We start from the raw sequence: 23,471 nt of genomic DNA on the forward strand, positions 1-23,471 counted from the left end.
GGCGGACGGCGTGCGTGCGTTTACGGCGTCCACAATGATTCAATGGTGGGGATGCCGCTTCCCAAGCAGATCGACTTCGTCACCCTCGACGTCTACGGCACCCTGATCGACTGGGAGTCGGGGATCGTCGACGCGTTCGTGCGCGAGGCCGGGCGCGACGGGTTCACGATCGACCGCGACCTGGTGCTGCGCCTCTTCCACGAGAAGCACCGCGAGATCGCCGGCGGCAGCTACGAGCTGTACGCCGAGGTCCTGCGCCGCGCCGCGCGCGAGGTCGCCGAGGAGATCGGCTGGGACGATCTCCGCCAGGAGCCGGCCCGCGCCAACTTCCTGCCCAACTCGGTCGAGCGCTGGCGTCCCTTCCGCGAGACCATGCCGCAGCTGCGCAAGCTCGGCAAGGAGTACAAGACCGGCCTCGTCTCGAACATCGACGACAAGCTGCTGGGCCAGACCCGCCGCCACATCCCGCACGAGTTCGACCTCGTCGTGACCGCGCAGCAGGTCCGCTCCTACAAGCCCGACGCGGCCCACTTCACCGAGATCGCCCGCCGCCAGGGCAGCAAGAAGAACTGGGTCCACATCGCGTCCGGCTACCACAGCGACATCGAGCCCTGCCTGAAGGCGAAGATCCCGGTGATCTGGATCAACCGCACCGGCGAGGAGCTGGATCCGAAGGCGAAGCGTCCGACCGAAGAGGTCAAGACGCTGCTCGACGCGATCCGGATCCTCGGCCTGAAGTAGCGGCGGGCGGCCCGCGGTGCGCGCCCTCGCCGTCCACCCGGACGTCCTCGTCGTCGTCTCCCGCGTCTGGCAGACGACCGCCGCCGTCGTCCGGGCCCCGGCCGGGCCCGACGACGCGGCGGGCGCCCGCGAGGCGTTCCTGATCGACTCGCCGGTCTACCCCGACGAGCTGGAGCTGACCGCCCAGGTGGCGAACCAGGCCGGGTTCGCCGTCGCCGGCCTGCTGGCCACCCACGGCGACTGGGACCACCTGCTCGGCCGCTTCGCCTTCCCGCAGGCCGCGCTCGGCGTGGCCGAGACGACCGCCGCCCGGATCACTGGCCAGCCGGGCGACGCGGTCCGCAAGCTGCGCGGCTTCGACACCGAGCACTACGTCGCCCGCGACGGCACCCTCGGCCTCGGCGAGCTGCAGGCGCTGCCGGTGCCGGGCAAGATCGAGCTCGGGTCGGCCGCGCCCGGCGGCGAGCGCCACGAGCTGGAGCTGCACCCCGCGCCCGGCCACACCGCCGACGGGATGGCGATCTGGGTGCCGTGGGCGCGGGTCCTGATCTGCGGCGACTACCTGTCCCCGGTCGAGATCCCGACCTGGAGCGACAACGACGGCTCGCGCAGCGCCTACCGCGCGACGCTCGCCGGCCTCGAGCCGCTGGTCCAGCAGGCCGACTGGGTGATCCCCGGCCACGGCGGGCCGATCGACGGCCAGCGGGCGCTGGCGATCTGGCGCGAGGACGTCGCCTACGTCGAGGACTGGAAGCTGCCGCTCGCCCGCAACGACGAGCGGCAGAAGCAGATCCACGACGCCAACCGCGCCGCCGGCTCCTCCTAGTCGACCGCGCGGCGGCGGAAGCCGAGCAGGCCGAGGGTGCCGAAGATCGCGATCGCGGCCACCACGCCGACGGCGATCGCCCAGGTGGCCAGGTGCTCGCTGGCGCCGAGGCTGGCCCGCGAGCCCTCGCTGACGTAGGTCAGCGGGTTGATCAGGGTCACCACCTGGAACCAGCGGAGGTCGTCCAGCGACGCCCACGGATAGAACGTCGCGCCGGTGAAGAGCAGCGGCGTCAGCACGATCGCGAACATGATGTTGATCCGGTGCGGCGGCACCGCGGTCCCCAGCAGCATCCCCAGCGAGGCGCCCGCGATCGCCCCGGCCAGGATCACCAGCACCAGCGCCAGCGGCTGGGCACCGGGGAAGTGCAGGCCGCCCGGCAGCACCAGCTCGCCCAGCGGCAGCAGCAGCGCCGCGGCCACGATCGCCCGCAGGCTGGCGTGGACGATCTTCTCCATCCCGACCGCCCAGACCGGCAGCGGGGCCAGCAGCCGATCCTCGATCTCCTTGGTGAACGAGAAGTCGATCACCAGCGGGAAGGCGGTGTTCTGGAGCCCGACCGTGACCGCCGTCATCGCCATGATCCCCGGCAGCAGCTGGCCGCCGTAGCCGCCCTGGGCGGCGCCGATCTCGGGCAGCACGCGGCCGAACACGAACAGGAAGAAGAGCGGCTGCAGCAGCGCCTGGGCCAGGAAGGCGACCGGCTCGTGGTGGACGGTCACCCACAGGTCGCGGCCGAGGATCGCCAGGAACGCGCGCCGCTGGGTGCCGGGCGGCGAGCCGCCCGATCCGACGGCGATCGCCGGCCCGTCGCCGAGCGGCGTGGTGGTCGTCGTGGTGCTCATCGCATCTCCCGTCCGGTCAGGTGGACGAAGACGTCCTCCAACGATCCCTCCAGCCGTCGCAGCTCGACGACGGTCAGCCCGGCGTCGCGCAGCGCGCCGCCGAGCGCCAGCCCGTCGGCGTCGCCGAACGCCCGCAGCGTGATCCGGCCGCCGTCGCTGGCGACCACGTCGATCCGGCCGACCCCGTCGGCGCCCTCGATCACCGCCGCCGGGTCGATCGCCGCCGCGTCGGCGCCTTCGACCACCAGCTCGACGCCCTCCTCGGCCGGCAGCAGCCGCCGCAGCCCGCGCGGGGTGTCGAGCGCGATCACCTTGCCGTGGTCGACGATCGCGATCCGGTCGCAGAGCTGGTCGGCCTCGGCCATGTCGTGGGTGGTCAGGATCAGCGTCGTGCCCTGCTCGCGCAGGCTCCGCATCGTGTCCCAGAGGAACAGCCGCGACTGCGGGTCGAGGCCGGTCGTCGGCTCGTCGAGGATCAGGATCTGGGGCCGGTGCATCAGCGCCCGGGCGATCATCAGCCGCTGCGCCATCCCGCCCGAGTACTGGTCGACGCGGTCGTCGGCGCGGCCCTCCAGCCCGACCCGCGCCAGCAGCTCCAGCGCCCGCTCGCGCCGCTCGCGGCGGCCGAAGCCGAAGTAGCTGGCGTGGAAGGTCAGGTTCTCCAGCGCCGACAGCGCCCGGTCGAGGTTGCTGCGCTGGGGGACGACGGCCAGCCGCAGGTTGACCGCCACCCCGTCGCGGGTGACGTCGATCCCGTCGACCAGGACCCGGCCGCCGGTCGGCGTGACGCGGGTGGTGATGACGCCGATCGTGGTCGTCTTGCCGGCGCCGTTCGGGCCCAGCAGGCCGAAGATCTCGCCGCGGGCGACGTGGAAGTCGATCCCCGCCACCGCCTCGACGGGGGCGTTGGGGTAGCGCTTGCGGAGCCCCTCGACGACGATCGCGGCGTCGCCGGGCGGCGGGTCGGGGGTGGAGGCCGAGCCGCGGGCGGCGGGGCTCGGCTGGAGGGACGGGACGTCGGGAGCCACGCGGCACAGCGTAGGGCTCCGAGCGAGCGTTGGCACGCCAAAATTTGGGCGCACGACTCCCTATGTAGCCAGGACTATAGCAGCTCTCCGGCGAGCGCGAGTCGGACGTCGTCACCCGCCACACTGGAGGGGATGGCCCGCTCCTCCTCCACCGCTCCCTGGCGTCCGCTGCTCGACGCCGGCGCCGAGGACGAGCGGCTGGTGGCGCGGTCGCTGGAGCGGGCCCGCGACCCACGGCTGGAGCCGGTCCCGGGCGACCTCCACCCCGAGCTCGTGGCCAGCCTGGCGCGGCGCGGGATCGAGCGGCTCTACGGCCACCAGGCCCAGGCGGCGGCGCTGCCGCGGACGCAGCCGTTCGTCGTCACCACCGGCACCGCCTCGGGCAAGTCGCTCTGCTTCCAGCTGCCGGCGATCGACGCGCTGCTGCGGGCGCCGCGGGCGCGGGCGCTGTTCCTCTACCCGACCAAGGCGCTGGCCCAGGACCAGGCCCGATCGCTGCACGCGTTCGGGCTCGGCGACCGGCTGCGGGTGGCGATCTACGACGGCGACACCCCGCGCGAGGCCCGCCGCGATGTCCGCCGGCGGGCCAACGTCGTGCTGACCAATCCCGACATGCTGCACGTCGGGATCCTGCCCCGGCCCGACCTCTGGAGCGAGTTCCTGACCCACCTGCGGGTGGTGGTGATCGACGAGGCGCACGTCTACCGCGGCGTCTTCGGCTCGCACGTCAGCAACGTCCTGCGGCGGCTGCGGCGGCTGGCCGAGCGCCAGCAGGCGGGCCGGGCGGCCGGGCCGCGGTTCCTGATGGCCAGCGCCACGATCGCCAACCCGGTCGAGCACGCCCAGGCGCTGACCGGGCTCGACGACGTCGCCCTGATCGACGAGGACGGCTCGCCCGGGGTCGACCGCCAGATCGCGATGTGGAACCCGCCGCTGTTCGACGAGGACGACGACGCGGTCGCCGTCGCCCGCCGGGTCCGGCGCGAGGACGGGGTCGCCGACGCGCCGGCGTCGAACCCCGACGCCGAGCTGCTCGACGCCTCCGAGCTGATCGCCGGCCGCCGGCGTCGCAGCGCGCTCGGCGAGGCGGCCGACATGCTCGCCGACCTGGTCCTGGCCGGGGTCCGCACGATCTGCTTCGTCCGCAGCCGCAAGGGCGTCGAGGTGGTGGCGCGGATGGCCGCCGAGCGGCTGCGCGAGGAGGACCGCCCCGACCTGGCCCGGCAGGTGATCGCCTACCGCGCCGGCTACACCACCGGTCAGCGCCACGAGCTGGAGCAGCGGCTGGTCGACGGCGAGGTCCGCTGCGTGGTCACCACCACCGCGCTCGAGCTGGGGATCGACATCGGCCAGCTCGACGCCTGCGTGGTCGTCACCTTCCCCGGCACCGTCGCCTCGCTGCGCCAGATGTGGGGCCGGGCCGGCCGCCGCGGTCGCGGACTGGCGGTCTACGTCGCCGGCGAGGACGCGCTCGATCAGTACTTCTGCCGCCACCCGGGGGAGTTCCTGGGGCGGCCGGTCGAGGCGGCGATCCTCCACCACGAGAACGAGCCGATCCACCTGGCGCACCTGCTCTGCGCCGCCCACGAGGCGCCGCTCGACGACCGCGACGCGCCGGTGCTCGGGCCGCGCTGGCGCACGTTCGCCGACCAGCTGGCCGAGCGCGGCGACCTGCGCGAGCGCGGCGGCGTCTTCCGGCCCGCCGGCGGCGACCGCTTCCCGGCCGGCGAGCTGGGGCTGCGCAGCGCCACCTCGCGGCGGGTGGTGATCGTCGACGGCAGCACCGGCGAGGAGCTGGGCCACGTCGAGCACGACAAGGCCCCGTCGACCGTCCACCAGGGCGCCGTCTACCTGCACCTGGGCGAGCAGTACGAGGTCCAGGACCTCGACCTGGAGCGCGGGTTCGCGGTCGTCGAGCCGTTCGCGGGCCACTGGTGGACCGCGCCGAAGCGCGAGATCGACGTCAGCTTCGAGCAGCTCCTCGACCACCGCACCGTCGCGACCGCCGCCGGGCCGCTGCCGCTCTCGTTCGGGGTCGTGACCGTCACCGACACCGTCCTCGGGTACCAGCGGCGCAAGGTCGGCAGCGGCGAGATGATCGACCTGATCACGATCGACCTGCCGTCGGTCTCCTACCGCACCGAGGCGGTCTGGTACGAGCCGGGGATCCTGCTCGGGATCGACCCGCGGATCGGCCCGGCGGCGGTCGCGGGCGAGGTCGCGCTCGACGGCGGCGGGGCGGTGCCGTGGGGCGCGTTCCCCTCCGAGCACCTGCTGGGGTCGCTGCACGCGGCCGAGCACGCCCAGATCGCGGTCCTGCCGCTGCTGGCGATGTGCGACCGCTGGGACGTCGGCGGTCTCTCGACCAACCTCCATCCGCAGGCGGGCGGGCCGGCGATCATCGTCTACGAGGGCCACGTCGGCGGGGTCGGGATCGCGCGCCAGGGGTTCGACCGCTTCGAGCACTGGGTGGCCGACGCCGGTCGCCTGATCGCCGAGTGCCCCTGCGACCGCGGCTGCCCCTCGTGCGTCCAGTCGCCGAAGTGCGGCAACCTCAACGAGCCGCTGCACAAGGCGGGCGCGCTCGAGCTGCTGGCGCGGCTGGCGACGGTGCCGGCCGGCTGATCGCGGCGGGGTGTGGCCGCGCGGCGAGCTGCCACGATGCTGCCCGTGGTGGCCGATCCCCCCAGCGGCTCCGCCGCTCCCGCCCCCGACGGGTCGACGCTGCTCGGCCGCGGGCCCGAGCTGGCCCGGATCGACGCCGCGCTCGACCGGATGCTCGACGGCGTCGTCGGGCGGCTGCTGGTGGTCGAGGGACCGGCCGGCGCCGGCTGCACCAGCCTGCTCGACGCGGCCGCCGCGCGGGCCCGGGCGCGGCAGGTGCCGGTGCTGCGGGCGGTCGCCGACGAACGTTCGCGCGACGTCCCGTTCGGGGTCGCGGTCGACCTCTTCGACGATCCGCTGCGGGCCGCCGACCCGGCCCGGCGGGCGGCGCTGCTGGCCGACCGCGCCGCATTGGCCGCCCCGCTCTTCGCTCCCGACGGCGGCCCTGGTCCGGTCGAGGCCGACGGTGCCGGGCTGGTCGAGGGGCTGTACTGGCTGGCCGGGCAGATCGCCCGCTTCGATCCCGAGCACCGCCCGGCCGGCCTGCTGATCGCGATCGACGATGCCCACTGGTGCGACCACGCGACGCTGCGGGTGCTGGCGCGGATGGCGCTGCGGATCGCACAGCTGCCGCTGGTGGCGGTGCTCGGCGTGCGCGAGGACCTGACCGGCGACGACCTGCTGGAGCGGCTGCGCCACCACCCGCGGGCCGAGCGGCTGCGGCCGGCGCCGCTCGACCGGGCTGCGGTCGCGGTCCTCGCCGGCGAGCGGCTGGGAGCGGCGGCCGACGAGCGGCTGGTCGCGGCCTGCGTCCGGGCGACCGGCGGCAACCCGTTCCTGGTCCACGAGTTCCTGGCCGCGGTCGCCGACGGCAGCCCGACCCCGACCCCGACCCCCGACCCCGCGGCCGACGTGGCCGAGGCGGCGGCGCGGGCGGTCGCGCTGCGGCTGGCCGCCGTCGACCCCGACGCCCGCCGGCTGGCCCGGGCGACGGCGATCCTCGGCGACGGGGCGCGGCTGCGGCAGGCGGCGGCGCTGGCCGACCTCTCGATCGACCGCGCCGAGGCGGCGGCCGACGCGCTGGCCGCGGCCGGGCTGCTGCAGGCCGGCGAGCCGCTGCGCTTCGGCGACGGCCTGGTGCGGGCGGCGGCCGAGGCCCAGGTCCCGGCCGCCGAACGGGCCCGCGGCCACCGGCGCGCGGCGGCGATCCTGCAGGGCGAGGGCGCCCCGGTCGCCCGCGTGGCCAGCCACCTGCTGCAGGCCCCGGCCGCCGGCGACGCCCAGGTGGTGACGGCGCTGCGGCGGGCCGCGGCCGAGGCGCGCGAGCAGGACGAGCCCGGCGTCGCCGTCCGCGCGCTGCGGCGGGCCCTGGCCGAGCCGCCGACCGCCGACGAGCGCCGCGCGGTGCTGGTCGAGCTGGCGACCGCCGAGGCGGCCGCGGGCGAGCCGGACGGCGACGCGCGGCTGGAGGACGCGATCGCCGCGACCCCTGATCCGCGCGCGCGGGCCGCGCTGCTGCTGGCCCTGGCGCGGCTGCGCGCCGGCCGCGGCGCCCCGGAGGCGGCGATCTTCGCGGCCACCCAGGCGCGGGCGCTGCTCGATCCGGCGCCGCTCGGTCGCGATCCGCTGGTCGACGGCCTGCTCAGCGTCGAGCTGGACGCGATGGCGCTCCGGCCCTCGCGCTGGCCGGTCCGCCAGGAGCGGGCCGACGCCGCCTGCGCCGACCTGGTCGCCGGCGCCGCGCCGCCCGCGGACGATCCGATCCTGGGGGCGCAGCTGGCGGTCGAGGCGGCGCTGCGCGGCCAGCCGATCGACCGCGTCGTCGCCCTCGCCCGCGCCGCGGTCGCCGACTCGCCGCTGGTCGATCCCCGCCACGGCGAGGGCTTCGGCCTGGTCGCCCAGGCGCTGCTGCACGTCGACCAGGCCGAGCTGGCCGTCGCGCTGGCCGAGGACGCGATCGCCGAGGCCCGCACCCGCGGCGCGCCGGTTGCGTTCGCGGTCGCCAGCGGCTGGCGGGCGGCCGCCCACTACCGCCGCGGCGACCTGGTGGCGGCGATCGCCGACGCCGAGGCCGCGCTCGAGCTGCACCCGGAGGCGTCGGCCGTCGTCGCGCTGCTGGCGCGGCTGCGGATGGAGCGGGCGGAGACCGACGCTGCCGCGCTGCTGCTGGAGCGGGTCGCCGGCAGTGGACCCGACGATCCCGGCCACGGCGAGGTGCTGCTGGCCCGCGCCGCGCTGGCGACCGCCCGTGGCGAGGGCGCGGCCGCGATCGACGCGCTGCTGACCGCCGGCCGCCACCTGGTGGCGCGCTACGGCAGCGCGCGGCCGACGCTCGGGGCTTGGTGGTCGTGGGCGGCGCTGCTGGCGGCCCGGATCGGGCGCGACGACGACGCGCGGGCGTGGGCGGCCGAGGGCCTGCGGGTGGCGACCGCCGCCGGCCTGCCCGGCTGGACGGGGCTGGCGCTGCGGGCGCGGGCGGCGCACGAGTCGCCGGCCGAGCGGGTGGCGACGCTGCGCGCGGCGGTCGCGCTGCTCGACCGCTCGCCGGCCCGGCTGGAGCACGCGCGGGCCCAGATCGACCTCGGCGTCGCGCTGCTCGCGGAGGGCGAGCGGACCGCCGCCCTGACCATGCTCTCGACCGCGCTCGACGCGGCCGACCGCTGCGGGGCGACGGCGACGGTCGAGCGGGCGCGGGTCGAGCTGGCCGCCTCCGGCGTGACGGTCCCGCCGGCGACCCCGCGCGGGGCCCGCGCGCTGACCCCGGCCGAGCGGCGGGTCGCCGAGCGCGCCGCCGCCGGCCAGACGAACCTGCAGATCGCCCAGGACCTCTTCGTCACCACGAAGACGGTCGAGGGCCACCTGCGCAACGTCTACCGCAAGCTCGCGGTCGACTCGCGGCGGGCGCTGGCGCCGATCCTGGCCGAGGCCAGCGACGGCGGCACCACCGGCCGCGGGGTCCGGGCGCGGGCTCGCTCCTGACCGACGGCCAGGCAGCCGATCGCGCCGATCGCCAGCCCGACCGCGGCGAAGGTCCAGCCGTGGTCGAAGGCCCGCAGCGCCTCCTCGGGCCGCGGCGTCCCGACGATCGCGACCACGATCGCCACCCCGATCGCGGCTCCGAGCTGGCGGGCGACGGCGTTGAGCGCGGTGGCGGTCGCGAAGCGCGAGCCGGGCGCGGCGACGACGGCGGCCCCGCTGACGTTGGGGAAGAGCGTGCCGGCGCCGAGGCCCAGCAGCACCATCGCCGGCAGCCAGACGCCGAGGAAGTCGGGGGTCGCCTCGACCCGCTCGATCAGCCACACCAGGCCGCCGCACCAGAGCAGGCCGCCCGGCAGCGCCACCGCCCGCAGGCCGAAGCGGTCGACGATCCGGCTGGTCGGGCCGGCGATCGCCACCGCCACCAGCGGGCCGGGGGTCAGCGCCAGGCTGGCGTCGACGATCGAGTAGCCCCAGACCGAGGTCAGGAAGAGCACGTTGCAGAGCGTGTAGGCGTAGAAGCCGGCGGCGCCGACGATCGTCATCGCGTTGGCGATCGAGAAGTTGCGGATCCGCAGCAGCGACGGGTCGACCAGCGGCTCGGCGTGGCGGCCGTTGCGGAGCGCGAAGCCGAGGCCGAGGACGAGCGCGGCCGCGGCGGCGCCGAGCACCGGGGCGCTGGTCCAGCCCCACGCCTCGCCCTGGACGATCGCCAGCACCAGGCCGCCGAGGGCGGCGGCCAGCAGCAGCGCGCCGAGCAGGTCGGGGGCGCCGCGGTGGCCGCGCTCGCGGCTCTCGCGGAGCACGACCGAGGCCGACAGCCAGGCCAGCAGGCCGACCGGTACGTTGACCAGGAAGACCAGCCGCCAGTCGGAGGCCGAGACGAGCAGCCCGCCGAGGGTCGGCCCGACGCCGGCGGCGAGCGCGGCCGACGCGGTCCAGAGGGCGACGGCGCGGGCGCGGCGGGCGAGCGGGACGGCGTGCAGCACGATCGCCAGCGAGGAGGGGACGAGCATCGCGGCGCCGGTCGCCTGGACCACGCGCGCGGCGACCAGCGCCTCGACGGTCGGGGCGGCGGCGCAGGCGACCGAGGCGGCGGTGAAGACGCCGAGGCCGGCGAGGAAGAACCGCTTGCGACCGGCGCGGTCGGCGAGGCGGCCGGCGGCGACCAGGAACGCGGCGAAGACGATGTTGTAGGCGTTCAGCACCCACTGCAGCCCGTCGAGCCCGGTGGTCGGGAACGAGCGCTCGATGTCGGGGAAGGCGATGTTGACCACCGTCGCGTCGACGAAGGCCATGAAGACGCCGAGCGAGGCGACGGCCAGGACCAGTCCCGGCGGATGCTCGGCCCGGGGTGAGCGGGACGATCGCCGGCGCGGTCGGCGGTCGGTGGAAGCACGGTCGAGGCCGTCGGCGATCGCGGGCACGATCCGGGTGGCGGCGGGGTGGGGCACGGGGTCGGTCCTTCGGCAGGGGTGATCCACGGGGCGCGACGGTGAGCCGTCGTGCGGCGCCCGGCATCGGGCGATTCCCGATCCAGCGGGCCCGGGGTGCGGGCCGTGGCGCGCGACCGTGGCGGTCGTGCATCGCATCGTGGGACAGGTCCGCGTCCCGCACCACGGGGAGCCCTCCGCAGGTCGACCCCAACGTTTTCGTGCGCGGGACCCCCTAGATGGGGCCAGAACCCGCAGGCGATCCTGCAGGACGCCAGCCGCCGTGCAGGATCGCCCGAACCTGCACCGAACCTGCGCCGCCGTCGCCACGGGGGCCGGAAATCCTCCAGCGAACCTGCAACGGGCCGGCGTCGGGCCCGGCAGTCGCCAGGCTCACCGAGCCATGTCGCGGGCTCAACCACGCATCGCGGTGCATCGCACCTCGGTGCTGCAGACGGCAGCGGTCCTTCTTGCCGCCGTGACCCTGCCGTTGCTCGCCGGCGTCCGCCCCTCGGCTGCCCATGCCGACGAGCGGACGCCGGCGACGACCGGTTCCGCTGCCTCCGGCGGCGTGATCCCGGGCGCGACGACGGCCAGCGCGCCGCCCGTGACCCCGACCGCGACGGCCGGGGAGGCCGGGGGGACGCCGCCCGAGGCGCCGGCTCGCGTGCGCGCGACGATCACCCGCTTCCGCCTGACCACGCAGACCTGGCGCAAGGGCGCGGCCGCTCCGCAGGTCCAGGTCCGGATCGACGCCCGCCGGCGGACGGCGGCGCGGGTCCAGCTGCGGATCGAGGATCGGGCGACGCGCAAGCTGCTGTTCCGCCAGTCCTTCGGCACGGTCCCGTCCGGCGTCGACGTGGCCCGGCACGTGACGGCGCGGCTGGCGGCGAAGCCGGGGCGGTATCGGTTGCGGCTGGTGGTGAAGGACGCGACCGGCCAGCGGGCCCGGCGCGACGGCGTGCCGGTGGCGTGGGGACTGCGGGTGACCGCGCCGGCGACGGCCACGCCGACGGCGACCCCGACCCCGATCGCCGGCGGCAACTACGTCTTCCCGGTCCAGGGCCGGTGCAATTTCCGCTCGGTTCCGGCACAGCGCTTCCACGCCGGTCGCAGCGGCGGGCGGCTGCACAACGGCCAGGACATCGGCACCTACGACGCGTTCCCGCCGGTGGTGGCGGTGACCGCGGGCACGATCAGCCGGGTCTGGTACGACGACTACGGCGGCGGCTGGACCCTGACGATCGACGGCGACGACCGGATCGCGTACGGGTACCTGCACCTGAAGCAGGGCTCGATCCTCGTCAAGGCCGGCCAGCGCGTGACGCCGGGCCAGCGGGTGGCGAACGCGGGCAACACCGGCGGCGACTACGAGCCACACTTGCACTTCGAGATGCGACCGATCCCCTGGGAAGCGAACCGCGACCGCGCGATCGACCCCCTGCCGTTCCTCTCCAAGCTGCCGAACCCCTGCGACGGATAGCCGTCCGGCGTGCGAGCCGCGCGTCGCGACCGGCATGGCGGTGACCGGCCGGGCGCGCGGCCGCCGCGCGCCCCACGAGCGAGGCTGCCTCTCGCTCGATGCCAAGGGCGTGCCCATTGGCCGCCGGGGCCGGGCCCGAGACCCCGCGATCCGACCCGCACCGCCGCCCCAGCGCCCACCCGGTACCCTGTCCCACCTCGGCGAGATAGCTCAGCTGGTAGAGCACACGACTGAAAATCGTGGTGTCCCGGGTTCGAGTCCCGGTCTCGCCACCTCCGAGAAGGCCCTGCAAAGCGGGGCCTTTTTCTTTGTCTACGCCACCGTCAAGTTAGAAGCGTCTACGCGCCAGTAGATCGGTTCGTGGCCTAATCGTGGCCAAATCAGCGCCGATTCGGCGTGGTCCCGACGCGTCCCGCGGCGCGGCTCGGCAAGCTCGCGAAGCTCTGAGGTCTCCCATCTGGCTCCGGTTCGTGCGCGTCACGGCGCGCGGACGCCGCCGCGAGGTCGTTCGCTCGCTCTTGCGGAGGGGGCAGCCAAGGTCTCAGGGGCGGCGGCGGTCGACCGCCACCTGGGACCCGGGCCGGCTCTTGGCCAGCCGCTTGACGTCGGCTGCGACATCGGCGACGGCCTCGGTGGTGGCCGGGTGGTCCGGTGTCCAGATGGTCACGCCGATCGAGACCGATACCAGGGGATGCTTCCGTGCGGTACCGCTGCGGTCGACGATCGAGATTCCGCCGCGGGCGATGTCCTCGGGGTCGTGGAAGCTCGGCGCGAGGTGGTCGAAGCGCGTGACGATGTCTTCGGCCAGCGGCACCGCCAGGTCGGCGGGCGTGACGGCGCCGAAGTCGTCGCCTCCGATGTGGCCGAGCATCAAGCCGGTCGCGTCCGCTGCGTCGGCGGCTTCGAGCAGGACGGACGCCAGGGCGCGGATGACCTCGTCGCCACGAACGTAGCCGTAGCGATCGTTGAACGCCTTGAACTGGTCCAGGTCCACGTGGAGGAACCCGAACGTCTCGCGCCGATCCAGCCGCTCCTGGACGGCGCGGGTCAGCAGGACGTTGCCGGGCAGGCCGGTCAGGGGACTGACGCCGCCGAGGACGGCGCGGCGACGGATCGCGGTCAGGATCCGCGCCTCGAGCTCGTCGACGTCCAGCGGCTTGGTGAGGTAGTCGTCGGCGCCGGCGGCGAGCAGTTCCATCACGGTCTGGACCCGTCGATCGCCGGTGACGCAGATCACGGGCAGGAGCGCGGTGCGGTGGTCGGCCTGCAGTCGCCGCAGCACCTCGACGCCATCGACCGGCGTCATGTGGACGTCGAGCAGGAGCACGTCCGGTCGCGTTGCCAGGGCCTCGGCCTGGGTCCGCTCGCCGTCGCTCAGGACGTTGCAGCGGAAGCCGCGCGCGCTCAGGACCCGCGCGACCGCTCGGCTGCTGAGCGCGTCGTCGTCGGCGATCAGCACCTGGAGATCCCGTCGCTGGAGATCTCTCGACCCCGCGGTGCGCGGCAGGTTCATGCGCCTTCGTCCCTGCCGGGCAGGCGGCGACCCGTCGCCGGGCCGGTAAGCACCTCGCGGATCCGCGTCAGCAGGCCGGTCGCGTCGAACGGCTTCTCGATCAACGCATGGTCGGGCCCGCCACTGGGCTTGGCGACCAGCTCGTCGCTGTACCCGGACATCATCAGCACGCGCAGGTCGGGGCGGGCGAGCACCGCCCGCGCGGCAAGCTCGGTCCCGAGCATGCCGGGCATGATCACGTCGGTCAGCAGGAGGTCGATCGGACGCCCGTCCTCCAGCAGGGAGAGGGCCGCCGCGCCGCTGCCCACGGCGGTCACGTCGTAGCCCCCGCGCTCGAGGATCCGCCGCACGATCGCCAGGCCGCTCGGCTCGTCCTCGACCAGCAGCACGGTCTCGCCGCGCGCTCCCGGACCGCGTGCCGCGGTGGTCGGGACGGCGCTCACCGGTTGACCGGTGGCCGGCAGCTGAACCCGCACCGTCGTTCCCTCTCCAACGCTGGACTCGATCCGCACTCGTCCGTCGTGCTGCGTCACGATGCCGTACACGGTGGCCAGGCCGAGCCCGGTTCCACCGCCATCGGCGCGGGTGGTGAAGAAGGGCTCCATCGCGCGCTGCGCGACCGCGTCGGTCATGCCGATGCCGGTATCGGCGACCGCGAGCTCGACCAGCGGACCAGCCAGCGTCTCGTCGCCGTCGACGGTGCGGGTGGTGATCGTGAGCATCCCGCCGCTCGGCATCGCGTCGCGGGCGTTGACCGCCAGGTTGAACAGCACCTGCTCCAGCTGCCCTCGGTCGGCGCGGACCGTCGCGTCGCGGCTCTCGAATCGGGTCACCAGCGCGATGTGCTCCCCGAGCGCGCGGCGCAGGAGGTTCTCGACGGTGCGGACGACGTCGGCTGGGTCGAGGATCTCGGGCGCCGTCAGCTCGCGGCGACCGAAGATCAGGAGCTGTCGCGTGAGCGCGGCGCCGCGCTCCGCCGCTTCGCGGATCTGCTCGACATCGGCGGCCAGGTCCGGCCGGTCCCGGAGCTCGTCGCGCACGAACCCCGCGTAGTTGATGATCACGCCGAGCAGGTTGTTGAAGTCGTGGGCGACGCCACCCGCCAGCTGCCCGAGGCTCTCCAGACGCTGCGCCTGGGCCTCGCGCGCCGCTCGTCGCATCGCGTCGCGCTCGCGTTCCGCCTCGAGCCGTTCGGAGATGTCGCGGACCGCGGCCCACGCCACCACGCCGGTGTCGGTCCGGGTGCTCGAGAGGCTGATCTCCGCCGGGAACTCGGAACCGTCCTTCCGCCTTCCGGAGAGCTGCAGCCGGGCGCCCATCGGCCTCGTGCGCGGGTCGCGGAAGTAGCCCTCGCGGTGATGCGCGTGCGCCTCACGGAAGCGGTCCGGCACCAGCGCGTTGATCGGCAGGCTGATCAGCTCCTCGGCGGCGTAGCCGAACAACCGCTCCGCCTGCGCGTTGGCGAGCACGATCGTGCCGCTGCTCGTCACCCCGACGACGGCGTCGGGCAACGAGCCGAGGAACTGCTCGAACCCGGATGCACCGATGTGCATGGGATCGTGCGGATCAGCGGTGCTCACCGGCGTTCCTCACGGCTGACGCTCGGTGGTCTGGGCATGCCTCTCCATCGTCCGTTGGAGCTCCGATCTTGATCGCCGGACGGGATGCCGGACACGATCGCGGCGCGCGCACCTGCGGGGAGCCGTAGTCCGCACGGAAGGGCCTGCCGCGCTTCCACGGATCGGGGTCGTCGGAAACGCCCGATGACCGACGCCGTGCCCGAGCCTACGGTTCGCCCATGGACCGCGAACCTCCGCACCACGTCGTCGTCGCGGGCGGCGGGATCGCCGCGCTGGAGCTGGTGCTCGCGCTGCGGGCCGCGGTCGGCGACCGCTGCGCCGTCACGATCGTCGTGCCCGATCCCGTCCTCCGCTACCGCCCCGAGGCGGTGGCCGAGCCCTTCTCCGGGCCGCGTCCCCGGACGCTGGCGTGGCCGCCGGTCGCCGACGCGCTCGGGGTCGAGCTCGTGACCGGCCGGGTCCGCGCCGTCGACGGCCGGACGGTGGTGGTCGACGGTGATCGCGCGCGAATCGACTTCGACGAGCTGGTGGTGGCCGCTGGCGCCCGCGCGGTCGACGCGATCCCGCACGCCTCGACCTTCCGGCCCGAGTCGGCGGAGGAGCTGCACTGGGCGATCGAGGAGCTGGAGCGGGAGCAGATCGGCCAGCTGGTGCTGGTGGCCCCGCGCGGATGCGGTTGGACGCTGCCGCTCTACGAGCTGGCGCTGATGGCGGCCCGACGTGCCGCCGACGCCAGCGGCGATCGGGGGCGCGTGACGGTGGTGACCCACGAGGCCCTCCCGCTGGAGGCCTTCCGCGGCGCCGGCTCGGACGCGGTCGCGGCGCTGCTCGACGCCGCCGGAGTGCGACTGATCGCCGGCCACGAGGTGGTCCGCTACGACGGTGCCCGGCTGACGCTCCATCCGTCCGCCGAGCTGCCGGCGGGCCGGGTGATCGCCCTCCCCGCGCTGGTCGGGCCCGGCATCCACGGGCTGCCGCTCGACGGCCACGGGTTCGTGCGAGTCGACGAGCGGTTCGCGGTCCCGGGACACGAGCGGGTCCACGCGATCGGCGACGCGGCCGCCTACCCGCTCAAGCAGGGCGGACTGGCCACGCAGCAGGCCGACGCCGTCGCCGCGGCGATCGCGGCCCGCGTCGGCGCGCGCCGCCCGCCGTACGTGCTCGCGCCGCGGCTGCGCGCGATCCTCTGGACCGGCGGCGAACCGCTGTACCTGCTGGCGACCATGATCGGGGCCGACACCGTCGACTCGCAGGTCGCCCGCCGCTGCCCGTGGTGGCCGCCGGAGAAGATCGCCGCCGTCCACGCCGCGCCGTTCCTGGCCGACGTCGACGAGCTCGGCGTCGCCGGGGCGATCGACCAGCTGCCGCCGGCCGGCCGCGTGCCGCTCGCCGCGCCGGTGATCCACGCTACCGCCGGCGACCCGGGGATCGACCTGCTGGCCCGGGAGGGGTGAGCGGGCGATGCACGCCACCGCCACGCCCCGCTGCGGTCCGACCGCGGCGGCCCTGCAGGCGATCGCGGCGGCGGCCGGCGTCGCCGACCCGGGCGCGCTCGAGCGGCGGGACACGCACATGTCGGTGGTGCTGCTGACGCCCGACCGGGCGTACAAGGTCAAGCGTGCCCACCGGTTCGCGTTCGCCGACCACCACCGGCGGGCGGCACGGCTGCGTGCCTGCCGCGAGGAGCTGCGGGTCAACGGCGAGCTGGCGCCGGGGGTCTACCGCGCCGTCCACGCCGTCGTGCCGGCCGGCGACGGCTTCCGGCTGGCGGCGGCGGACGACCCGGCCGCGGTCGAGTACGTGGTCGAGATGGAGCGCTTCGACGAGGCGACGAGCCTCCGCGAGCGGCTCGCGCGCGACCCCGGCGACCGGGGCCCGGTCGCCGCAGCTGCGGCCGCGATCGCCGCCTTCCACGCTCGCGCGCGCCCGGTCCGTCGCCCCGGCCCGGCGGCGATGGCGGTCGCGGACGAGAAGCGCCGGTTGGCGGCGGAGGACGTCGAGCTGACCGGGCTGCTGCCGGGACCGGTCGACCTGCGCCGCCTGCACGTGATCGATCGCCGTCTGCGGGCGTTCCTGCGCGACGCCGGCGAGGAGCTGGCCGAGCGTGGCCGCGCCGGGCTGGTGCGCGAGGGCCACGGCGACCTGCGGGCCGAGCACGTGCTGGTCGAGGGCGATTCCGTGCGGATCGTCGACCGGATCGAGTTCCGGGCCGACCTGCGCGAGGTCGACGTCGCCGACGACCTGGCGTTCCTGGTGATGGACCTGGTGGCGCTCGGGCATCCCGGCGCCGCGCGCGAGCTGGTCGCGGCCTACCGCGACCAGCACGGCGATCCCGGACCCGACGCGCTGCTGGCCTTCTACGCCGCCCGCCGGGCGCTGATCCGCGCCAAGGTGGCGCTGCTGCGCGAGGGCACGGTCGGCGAACGGGACGCCTCCCGCGACGAGGCACGGCACCTGCTCGACGTGGCCGAGCGGTTCGCGTGGCGGACCCACGGACCGCTCGCGCTGGTCGTCTCGGGCCCCTCGGGAGTCGGCAAGAGCGTGCTCGCGGCCGCGCTGGCCGAGCGGTCCGGCTTCGCCGTGCGCGCGTCGGACGTCGTCCGCAAGCGTGCCGCGGGCCTGGCCCCGGAGGAGCGCGGCGGCGCTGAGCTGTACGCGCCCGGCAGCGGCCCCCGCACCTACGCCGAGCTGGGCCGCCAGGCGGCCGCGGCGCTGGCCCGGGACGGCGGCGTGGTGATCGACGCGACCTGCCTGCGGCGGGCCGACCGCGACGCCTTGCTGCGGGAGCTGGGGGGCTGGCGGCGGGCCGTCGTCCACGTGGCCTGCAGCGCACCGGCCGTGGTGCTGGAGGAGCGGCTGCGGCGACGGGCGCTGGAGCCGATGCGGATCTCGGACGCGACGCTGGCCGTCGGCCGGCGCCAGGCGGCGACCGCCGAGCCGCTCGACGAGGTCCCGGCCGACCGCCTGCTCCTGCTCCGCACCGACCGGCCGGTCGCTGCGCTGGTCGAGGCGGTCGCGGCCGCGCTCGACGCCTGACCGCGCTCATGGCACCACCACGGCGGCCCCGACCAGCCGCCCGGACCGCAGGTCGTCGAGCGCCCGCTCGGCCCCGTCGAGCGGGTAGCGGGTGACGTGGGTCCGGAGCGGGACCGTCGCCGCCAGGGCCAGGAACTCGCGCGCGTCGTCGCGGGTCAGGTTCGCGACCGAGCGCAGGGTCCGTTCGCCCCACAGGTCGGCGTAGGGGAACGACGGGATGTCGCTCATGTGGATGCCGCCGCAGACGACGACGCCGCCCGGCGCGACGGCTCGCAGCGCCAGCGGCACCAGCGCCCCGACCGGCGCGAAGACGATCGCCGCGTCGAGCGGCTCCGGCGGGGCCTGCTCGGAGGCGCCGGTCCAGACCGCTCCCAGCTCGCGCGCGAGCGCCTGGGCGGGTGCGTCGCCGGCGCGGGTGAACGCCAGCACCTCGCGGCCCTGGGCGACCGCGACCTGGGTCAGGACGTGGGCCGCGGCGCCGAAGCCGTAGAGCCCGAGCCGGCGCGCGTCGCCGCACATCCGCAGTGCGCGGTAGCCGATCAGGCCCGCGCAGAGCAGCGGCGCGACCTGGTCGTCGGGCAGCCCGTCGGGGAGCGGGAAGCAGTAGCGGGCGTCGGCGACGGCGTACTCCGCGAAGCCGCCGTCGAGGTCGCGTCCGGTGAAGCGCGCCCGCGGGCAGAGGTTCTCGCGCCCGCTGCGGCACCAGCGGCAGCGACCGCAGGTCCATCCCAGCCAGGGGACCCCCAGCCGGCGTCGATCCCCGTCGACGGCCGTGCCGACGATCTGGTGGCCCAGCACCCGCGGCAGCGGCAGCTCGAGCTCGCCGTCGCGCAGGTGCAGGTCGGTCCGGCAGACCCCGCAGGCCGCGACCCGCAGCAGCACCTGCCCAACGCCGGGCCGTGGGCGGGGGCGCTCGACCAGCCGCAGCGGGCTTCCGGGACGCTCGAGCACGGCGGCGCGCATGGGACGACCGTAGCCCCCGCCGGCGGCGCGGCGATCCGTGGGAGCTACGGACGACGAGGGGCGGCGACCGCGGATGGCGGCCTCGCGCGCGGGACCTAGCGTCGCTGCCATGCCCACTTCCGCCCTCGCCCCGAACCCCCCGGCGGTGCGCCTGCGGCCGGTGTCGCCCGCCGACGAGCCGCTGCTGCGCGGCCTGCTCGACCGCGTGACCGGAGAGTCCCGCTGGACCCGCTTCTTCACCGGCGGCGTCGACCTGGACCGCGTCGCGCGGATGGAAGCCCGCTGCGACGAATCGCGCCGGTTCGGCGTCCTCGCGCTCGATCCCGACGGTGCTGTCGTCGGCCACGGGATGTGCGTGCCGCTGAACGACGGCAGCGGCTGCGAGATCGCCTTCGAGGTCGCCGACGGCCACCACCGCCAGGGGATCGGGAGCGCGATGCTGCGGCAACTGGTCGCCGAGGCCCGGCACCGCGGCGTCGGGCGGCTGGTCGCCGAGGTGCTGCCGGCCAACCGCGACATGACCGACCTGCTGCGCGACTCCGCGCTGCCGCTGACCCATCGCGTCGAGGGCGGGGTCGCCCACTACGAGATCGCGCTCGGAGGCGACGACGGCGAGGCCCCGGCGTGAGCGGCGTCCGGACCGACGTGCTGATCGCGGGTGGCGGCACGGCCGCGATCGAGACGCTGCTCGCCCTCCACGCACGCGCCGCCGGCGCCCTCCACGTGACCCTGCTGGCGCCCGACGCCCGCTACCGCTACCGCCCGCTGGCCGCCTACGCCGGCCTCGTCCCCGACCTGGCGCAGACCGTCTGCCTCGACGACCTGACGGCGGAGCACGGCTCCGGGCTGGTCGTCGATCGGGTCGCCACGGTCGACGGTGATCGCCGCGAGCTGACCACGGCCGAGGGCGGACGGATCGGCTATCGGGCGCTGGTGCTCGCCACCGGCGCGGTGCCGCACGCCGCGGTCGGCGGCGCGATCACGCTCGGCGACCGTCGCGACGAGCCGGCGTTCGCTCGCCTGGTCCAACGCGTCCGGGCCGGTCGGGTCGGCCGGCTGGCGGTCGTGGTCCCCGCTGGCGTCGGCTGGTCGCTGCCGGCCTACGAGTGCGCGCTGCTGCTGGACCACGAGGCCCCGGAGACGATGGAGACGGTGGTCATCACCGCCGAGCCCTTGCCGCTCGCGGCCTTCGGCGAGGCCGTCGGCGAGGCGATCGAGGCGCTGCTCGGGCGCCGCGGGATCGCGTTGCGGACCGGCAGCCACCCCGATCGCTTCGTCGACGGGACCGTCTGGATGCCGACCGAGGGCGCGTTCGACGCCGACGCCGTGGTCGCGCTGGCCCAGCCGCGAGGGCCGTTCCTCGTGGGCCTGCCGCACGACCCGCGCGGCTTCGCGCCGGTCGACGACGCGGGCCGGGTCGTCGACGCGGCGGACGTCTGGGCGGTCGGCGACGGCGCCGACCACGAGGTCAAGCAGGGCGGACTGGCGGTGCAGCAGGCGGACGTCGCCGCGGCCGACGTCGTACGGGCGCTCGGGGTCGCCGATCGGCTGCCCCCGCCGTCGCGGATGACGACCCTGCGGGCGGCGCTGCTCGACGGCCGCGGAACGCTCTACCTGCGAGCCGAGCGCGCCGGTGCCGACGGCCGCTGGCGCACGATCACCTCGCGCGAGGCGCTGTGGTGGCCGCCAGCCAAGATCGCCGGCGGGCACCTGGCCGGCTACCTCGCCGACCGCGAGGCCGCTGCGTAGTTCCCCGCACACGGGCCTCGGGCGCTCCGCAGACCGCTGGCGGAGCGCCCGCACCACCCCGCGGGCGACCGCCGATGGAGCGCCGTCGCGGCGCTCGTAGCGTCCCCGCCACACCCGTTCGCGACGCTCCGGCGCCGCCCGACCCGCACCAGAACGATGCTCCTGGAACTCGCGCGCTGGCAGTTCGCCTTCACCACCGTCGTCCACTTCCTGTTCGTCCCGCTGACGATCGGGCTCTCCGGTCTCGTCGCGCTGATGCAGACCCGCTGGGTCCGGACGCAGGACGAGCAGTACCTGCGGATGACGAAGTTCTGGGGCAAGCTGCTGCTCGTCAACTTCGCGATCGGGATCGCGACCGGCATCGTCCAGGAGTTCCAGTTCGGGATGGCCTGGAGCGCCTACAGCCGCTACGTCGGCGACGTCTTCGGCGCCCCGCTGGCGATGGAGGGCCTCGCCGCGTTCTTCCTCGAGTCGACCTTCCTCGGGCTCTGGATCTTCGGCTGGACCCACCTGCCCAAGAAGCTCCACCTGGCCTCGATCTGGCTGGTCTTCATCGGAACCAACCTGTCGGCGTACTTCATCCTCGCGGCCAACGCCTGGATGCAGAACCCGGTCGGGTTCAAGATCGATCCGGAGACCGGCAACGCCGTCCTGACCTCGATCTGGGCCGTGATGAGCAGCCCGACCGCCGTCTTCGCCTTCCTCCACACGATCCCGGCGGCCGTCCTGACCGCATCGGCGCTGGTGGTCGGCATCTCGGTCTGGCACCTCGGCCGCCGCCCCGGGCACGAGACGGCGTTCTTCCGCCGCTCCGCTCAGTGGGGCCTGCGCGGGATGCTCGTCGCCTCGCTGGTGACGATCGTCGTCGGCCACTTCTTCGGCCAGGTGATGACCGACAAGCAGCCGATGAAGATGGCCGCCGCCGAGGCGCTCTACGACAGCGAGAGCGGCGCCGGCCTGTCGCTGATGGCGATCTCCGCCTTCGAGAAGAAGCCGGACCGGGTCGCCTTCGACGTCAAGATCCCGAAGCTGCTCTCGTTCATGGCCACCGACGACCCGAACGGGCGCGTCGAGGGGATCAACGACCTGCAGGCCGCCGCGCAGCGCAAGTACGCCCAGTACGAGCGCGACCACGGGCGCGACCCGGCCAAGGCCGAGTACTACCCGATCATCGGGCTCACCTACTGGACCTTCCGGCTGATGATCGGGTTCGGCGGGTTCATGCTGCTGTTCGCGATCGCCGGCCTGCTGGTGGCCCGCCGCGGCCGCGACGGGCTGGCGGGCCTGGCCGCGCGGCCGTGGTTCCGGCGGCTGGCGCTGGCCACGCTCGGGTTCGGCTTCGCCGCCCACGCGATGGGCTGGATCTTCACCGAGGTCGGCCGCCAGCCGTGGGTGGTGACCGGGCTGCTGAAGACCGAGGACGCGGTCTCGAAGCTGGGGGTGCCGACGCTGGTGATCTCGCTGAGCGTGTTCGTCGCCCTCTACCTCGTGATCACCGCGATCGAGGTCTGGCTGTTCGCCCGCCTGGCCAAGCAGGGGCCGGAGCCCGAGCGCCACAGCGACGACCCCGACGAGGACGCGGCCGTGCCCGCGCTCGCCTACTGACCCGCCCCTTCGACGAGGACGACGACGATGGACCTCCCGACCCTCTGGTTCCTGCTGATCGCGCTGCTCTGGACCGGCTACCTGATCCTCGAGGGCTTCGACTTCGGCGTCGGCATGCTGCTGCCGGTGCTGGGACGCCGCCCCGAGGAGCGCGACGCGCTGGTGCGGACCTTCGGCCCCGTCTGGGACGGGAACGAGGTCTGGCTGCTGGTGGCCGGCGGCGCGATGTTCGCGGCCTTCCCCAACTGGTACGCGTCGATGTTCAGCGCCATGTACCTGCCGCTGCTGATCCTGCTGGTGGCGCTGATCGTGCGGGTGCTGGCGATCGAGTACCGCCGCAAGCACGACGGACCCCGCTGGACGGCCCGCTGGGACCGGGTGCTCTTCGTGGCCTCGGTGGCCGCGCCGCTGATGGCCGCCGTCGGGCTGGCGAACGTCGTCCACGGGATCCCGATGGACGCCAACCACGACTTCACCGGCAGCCTGCTCGACCTGCTCAACCCCTACTCGCTGCTCGGCGGCGTCGCCGTCCTGGCCCTCTTCGCGCTCCACGGCGCGACCTTCCTCGGCCTGCGGACGGCGGGCGACCTGCGGCCGCGGGCCCGTGCGCTGGCGCTGCGGATCTGGCCGGTCGCGACGCTGCTGGTGGCTGCCTTCGGACTCTGGACGCTGCTCGGCGCCAGCGACGTCGCCCGCGATCCGTCGGCGATCGGGGCGCTGGCCGTGGCGCTGGCCGTGGTCGGGCTGGTGGCCACCGGCGCCGCCCTGCGGCTCGACCGCGAGGCCGTCGCCTTCGCCGGCACGGCGCTGACGATCGCCGCCGCCGTGGTGCTGCTGTTCGCGCAGCTGTGGCCGAACGTGCTGCCGTCGACCGACGATCCGGCCGGCACGCTGACGATCGCCGCCACCGCCTCGCAGCACTACACGCTGAAGGTGATGACGATCGTGGCGATCCTCGTCACCCCGGTGGTGCTGCTCTACCAGGGCTGGTCGTACTGGGTCTTCCGTCACCGGGTCTCGGCGGAGGGGTTCCCGGAGGGCGGAGCAGGGGCCGCGCTCCGCTCGCTGCACCCCGGCGGAGACTCCTGA

The 23,471-nt window shown here is 75.1% G+C and carries 17 protein-coding genes and 1 tRNA gene; 12 read left to right on the plus strand and 6 right to left on the minus strand.

Annotated features, from left to right (window positions below; all coding sequences use genetic code 11):
• Positions 1 to 51: 51 nt before the first annotated feature.
• Positions 52 to 741, plus strand: coding sequence for an HAD family hydrolase (locus tag SH587_RS00600; protein ID WP_320668598.1), 690 nt, complete (start codon positions 52 to 54; stop codon positions 739 to 741).
• A gap of 16 nt (positions 742 to 757) precedes the next feature.
• Positions 758 to 1,567 carry an MBL fold metallo-hydrolase gene (locus SH587_RS00605; RefSeq protein WP_320668599.1) on the plus strand — a complete coding sequence of 270 codons (810 nt, stop codon included), beginning with the start codon at positions 758 to 760 and terminating at the stop codon, positions 1,565 to 1,567.
• Here SH587_RS00605 and SH587_RS00610 read toward each other — a convergent pair.
• Both SH587_RS00610 and SH587_RS00615 read right to left on the minus strand, forming a co-directional pair.
• Positions 1,564 to 2,412, minus strand: a complete 849-nt coding sequence (locus SH587_RS00610; protein ID WP_320668600.1) for an ABC transporter permease — start codon at positions 2,410 to 2,412, stop codon at positions 1,564 to 1,566. The two genes, SH587_RS00605 and SH587_RS00610, sit on opposite strands and share 4 nt — an antisense overlap.
• Positions 2,409 to 3,440: an ABC transporter ATP-binding protein gene (locus SH587_RS00615; protein ID WP_320668601.1), complete on the minus strand. Its 1,032-nt coding sequence runs from the start codon at positions 3,438 to 3,440 to the stop codon at positions 2,409 to 2,411. The genes SH587_RS00610 and SH587_RS00615 overlap by 4 nt, the downstream gene beginning before the upstream one ends.
• A 132-nt stretch (positions 3,441 to 3,572) precedes the next feature.
• On the opposite strand from SH587_RS00615, the gene SH587_RS00620 reads away from it, so the two are divergent.
• Both SH587_RS00620 and SH587_RS00625 read left to right on the plus strand, forming a co-directional pair.
• Positions 3,573 to 6,065 (plus strand): DEAD/DEAH box helicase, encoded by a 2,493-nt coding sequence (locus SH587_RS00620; RefSeq protein WP_320668602.1) that lies wholly within the window; start codon positions 3,573 to 3,575, stop codon positions 6,063 to 6,065.
• 48 nt (positions 6,066 to 6,113) lie between these two features.
• Positions 6,114 to 9,023 (plus strand): AAA family ATPase, encoded by a 2,910-nt coding sequence (locus SH587_RS00625; RefSeq protein WP_320668603.1) that lies wholly within the window; start codon positions 6,114 to 6,116, stop codon positions 9,021 to 9,023.
• Here SH587_RS00625 and SH587_RS00630 read toward each other — a convergent pair.
• Positions 8,915 to 10,474, minus strand: a complete 1,560-nt coding sequence (locus SH587_RS00630) for an MFS transporter (protein ID WP_320668604.1) — start codon at positions 10,472 to 10,474, stop codon at positions 8,915 to 8,917. The genes SH587_RS00625 and SH587_RS00630 overlap by 109 nt on opposite strands.
• Before the next feature lie 409 nt (positions 10,475 to 10,883).
• Between SH587_RS00630 and SH587_RS00635 the strand changes: the two genes are divergently transcribed.
• Together SH587_RS00635 and SH587_RS00640 are read left to right on the plus strand one after the other, a co-directional pair.
• The gene (locus SH587_RS00635; protein ID WP_320668605.1) at positions 10,884 to 11,936 is read left to right on the plus strand and encodes a M23 family metallopeptidase; all 1,053 of its coding nucleotides are present in this window, start codon (positions 10,884 to 10,886) and stop codon (positions 11,934 to 11,936) included.
• Positions 11,937 to 12,135: 199 nt separating this feature from the next.
• Positions 12,136 to 12,208: transfer RNA gene (locus tag SH587_RS00640), tRNA-Phe, on the plus strand.
• A 269-nt stretch (positions 12,209 to 12,477) separates the two neighbouring features.
• Here the strand turns inward: SH587_RS00640 and SH587_RS00645 are convergent.
• Positions 12,478 to 13,449, minus strand: a complete 972-nt coding sequence (locus tag SH587_RS00645) for a GGDEF domain-containing response regulator (protein WP_320668606.1) — start codon at positions 13,447 to 13,449, stop codon at positions 12,478 to 12,480.
• Positions 13,446 to 15,002 (minus strand): ATP-binding protein, encoded by a 1,557-nt coding sequence (locus SH587_RS00650; RefSeq protein ID WP_320668607.1) that lies wholly within the window; start codon positions 15,000 to 15,002, stop codon positions 13,446 to 13,448. Before SH587_RS00650 ends, SH587_RS00645 begins: the two co-directional genes overlap by 4 nt.
• A gap of 245 nt (positions 15,003 to 15,247) precedes the next feature.
• Here SH587_RS00650 and SH587_RS00655 point away from each other — a divergent pair, with 245 nt between their 5' ends.
• Both SH587_RS00655 and SH587_RS00660 read left to right on the plus strand, forming a co-directional pair.
• Positions 15,248 to 16,483, plus strand: a complete 1,236-nt coding sequence (locus tag SH587_RS00655; protein ID WP_320668608.1) for an FAD-dependent oxidoreductase — start codon at positions 15,248 to 15,250, stop codon at positions 16,481 to 16,483.
• A 7-nt stretch (positions 16,484 to 16,490) separates the two neighbouring features.
• Entirely contained in the window at positions 16,491 to 18,065 is a 1,575-nt protein-coding gene (locus SH587_RS00660) for a bifunctional aminoglycoside phosphotransferase/ATP-binding protein (RefSeq protein ID WP_320668609.1), read from the plus strand.
• Between the two features lie 6 nt (positions 18,066 to 18,071).
• Here SH587_RS00660 and SH587_RS00665 read toward each other — a convergent pair whose 3' ends face one another.
• On the minus strand, positions 18,072 to 19,028 hold the full coding sequence (locus tag SH587_RS00665; protein ID WP_320668610.1) for a zinc-dependent alcohol dehydrogenase family protein: 957 nt from the start codon (positions 19,026 to 19,028) through the stop codon (positions 18,072 to 18,074).
• A gap of 109 nt (positions 19,029 to 19,137) precedes the next feature.
• On the opposite strand from SH587_RS00665, the gene SH587_RS00670 reads away from it, so the two are divergent.
• The 4 genes from SH587_RS00670 (at position 19,138) to cydB (ending at position 23,471) form a co-directional block, all read left to right on the plus strand.
• Positions 19,138 to 19,656 (plus strand): GNAT family N-acetyltransferase, encoded by a 519-nt coding sequence (locus tag SH587_RS00670; RefSeq protein ID WP_320668611.1) that lies wholly within the window; start codon positions 19,138 to 19,140, stop codon positions 19,654 to 19,656.
• A complete protein-coding gene (locus tag SH587_RS00675) occupies positions 19,653 to 20,777 on the plus strand; it encodes an FAD-dependent oxidoreductase (RefSeq protein WP_320668612.1) in 1,125 nt (374 codons plus the stop codon). The genes SH587_RS00670 and SH587_RS00675 overlap by 4 nt, the downstream gene beginning before the upstream one ends.
• A 156-nt stretch (positions 20,778 to 20,933) precedes the next feature.
• On the plus strand, positions 20,934 to 22,382 hold the full coding sequence (locus tag SH587_RS00680; RefSeq protein ID WP_320668613.1) for a cytochrome ubiquinol oxidase subunit I: 1,449 nt from the start codon (positions 20,934 to 20,936) through the stop codon (positions 22,380 to 22,382).
• 27 nt (positions 22,383 to 22,409) lie between these two features.
• Positions 22,410 to 23,471, plus strand: a complete 1,062-nt coding sequence (gene cydB / locus SH587_RS00685) for a cytochrome d ubiquinol oxidase subunit II (protein ID WP_320668614.1) — start codon at positions 22,410 to 22,412, stop codon at positions 23,469 to 23,471.

Origin of the sequence: Patulibacter defluvii, assembly GCF_034096925.1 — a bacterium.
In the GTDB taxonomy this organism is placed as follows: domain Bacteria; phylum Actinomycetota; class Thermoleophilia; order Solirubrobacterales; family Solirubrobacteraceae; genus Patulibacter; species Patulibacter defluvii.

Bases quoted from the DNA above. Each gene is read 5' to 3' on its own strand.
- SH587_RS00600 (WP_320668598.1), top strand. From the start codon at position 52: ATGCCGCTTCCCAAGCAGATCGACTTCGTCACCCTCGACGTCTACGGC.
- SH587_RS00610 (WP_320668600.1), bottom strand. From the start codon at position 2,412: ATGAGCACCACGACGACCACCACGCCGCTCGGCGACGGGCCGGCGATC.
- SH587_RS00620 (WP_320668602.1), top strand. From the start codon at position 3,573: ATGGCCCGCTCCTCCTCCACCGCTCCCTGGCGTCCGCTGCTCGACGCC.
- SH587_RS00645 (WP_320668606.1), bottom strand. From the start codon at position 13,449: ATGAACCTGCCGCGCACCGCGGGGTCGAGAGATCTCCAGCGACGGGAT.
- SH587_RS00650 (WP_320668607.1), bottom strand. From the start codon at position 15,002: ATGCACATCGGTGCATCCGGGTTCGAGCAGTTCCTCGGCTCGTTGCCC.
- SH587_RS00655 (WP_320668608.1), top strand. From the start codon at position 15,248: ATGGACCGCGAACCTCCGCACCACGTCGTCGTCGCGGGCGGCGGGATC.
- SH587_RS00660 (WP_320668609.1), top strand. From the start codon at position 16,491: ATGCACGCCACCGCCACGCCCCGCTGCGGTCCGACCGCGGCGGCCCTG.
- SH587_RS00665 (WP_320668610.1), bottom strand. From the start codon at position 19,028: ATGCGCGCCGCCGTGCTCGAGCGTCCCGGAAGCCCGCTGCGGCTGGTC.
- SH587_RS00670 (WP_320668611.1), top strand. From the start codon at position 19,138: ATGCCCACTTCCGCCCTCGCCCCGAACCCCCCGGCGGTGCGCCTGCGG.
- SH587_RS00680 (WP_320668613.1), top strand. From the start codon at position 20,934: ATGCTCCTGGAACTCGCGCGCTGGCAGTTCGCCTTCACCACCGTCGTC.
- cydB (WP_320668614.1), top strand. From the start codon at position 22,410: ATGGACCTCCCGACCCTCTGGTTCCTGCTGATCGCGCTGCTCTGGACC.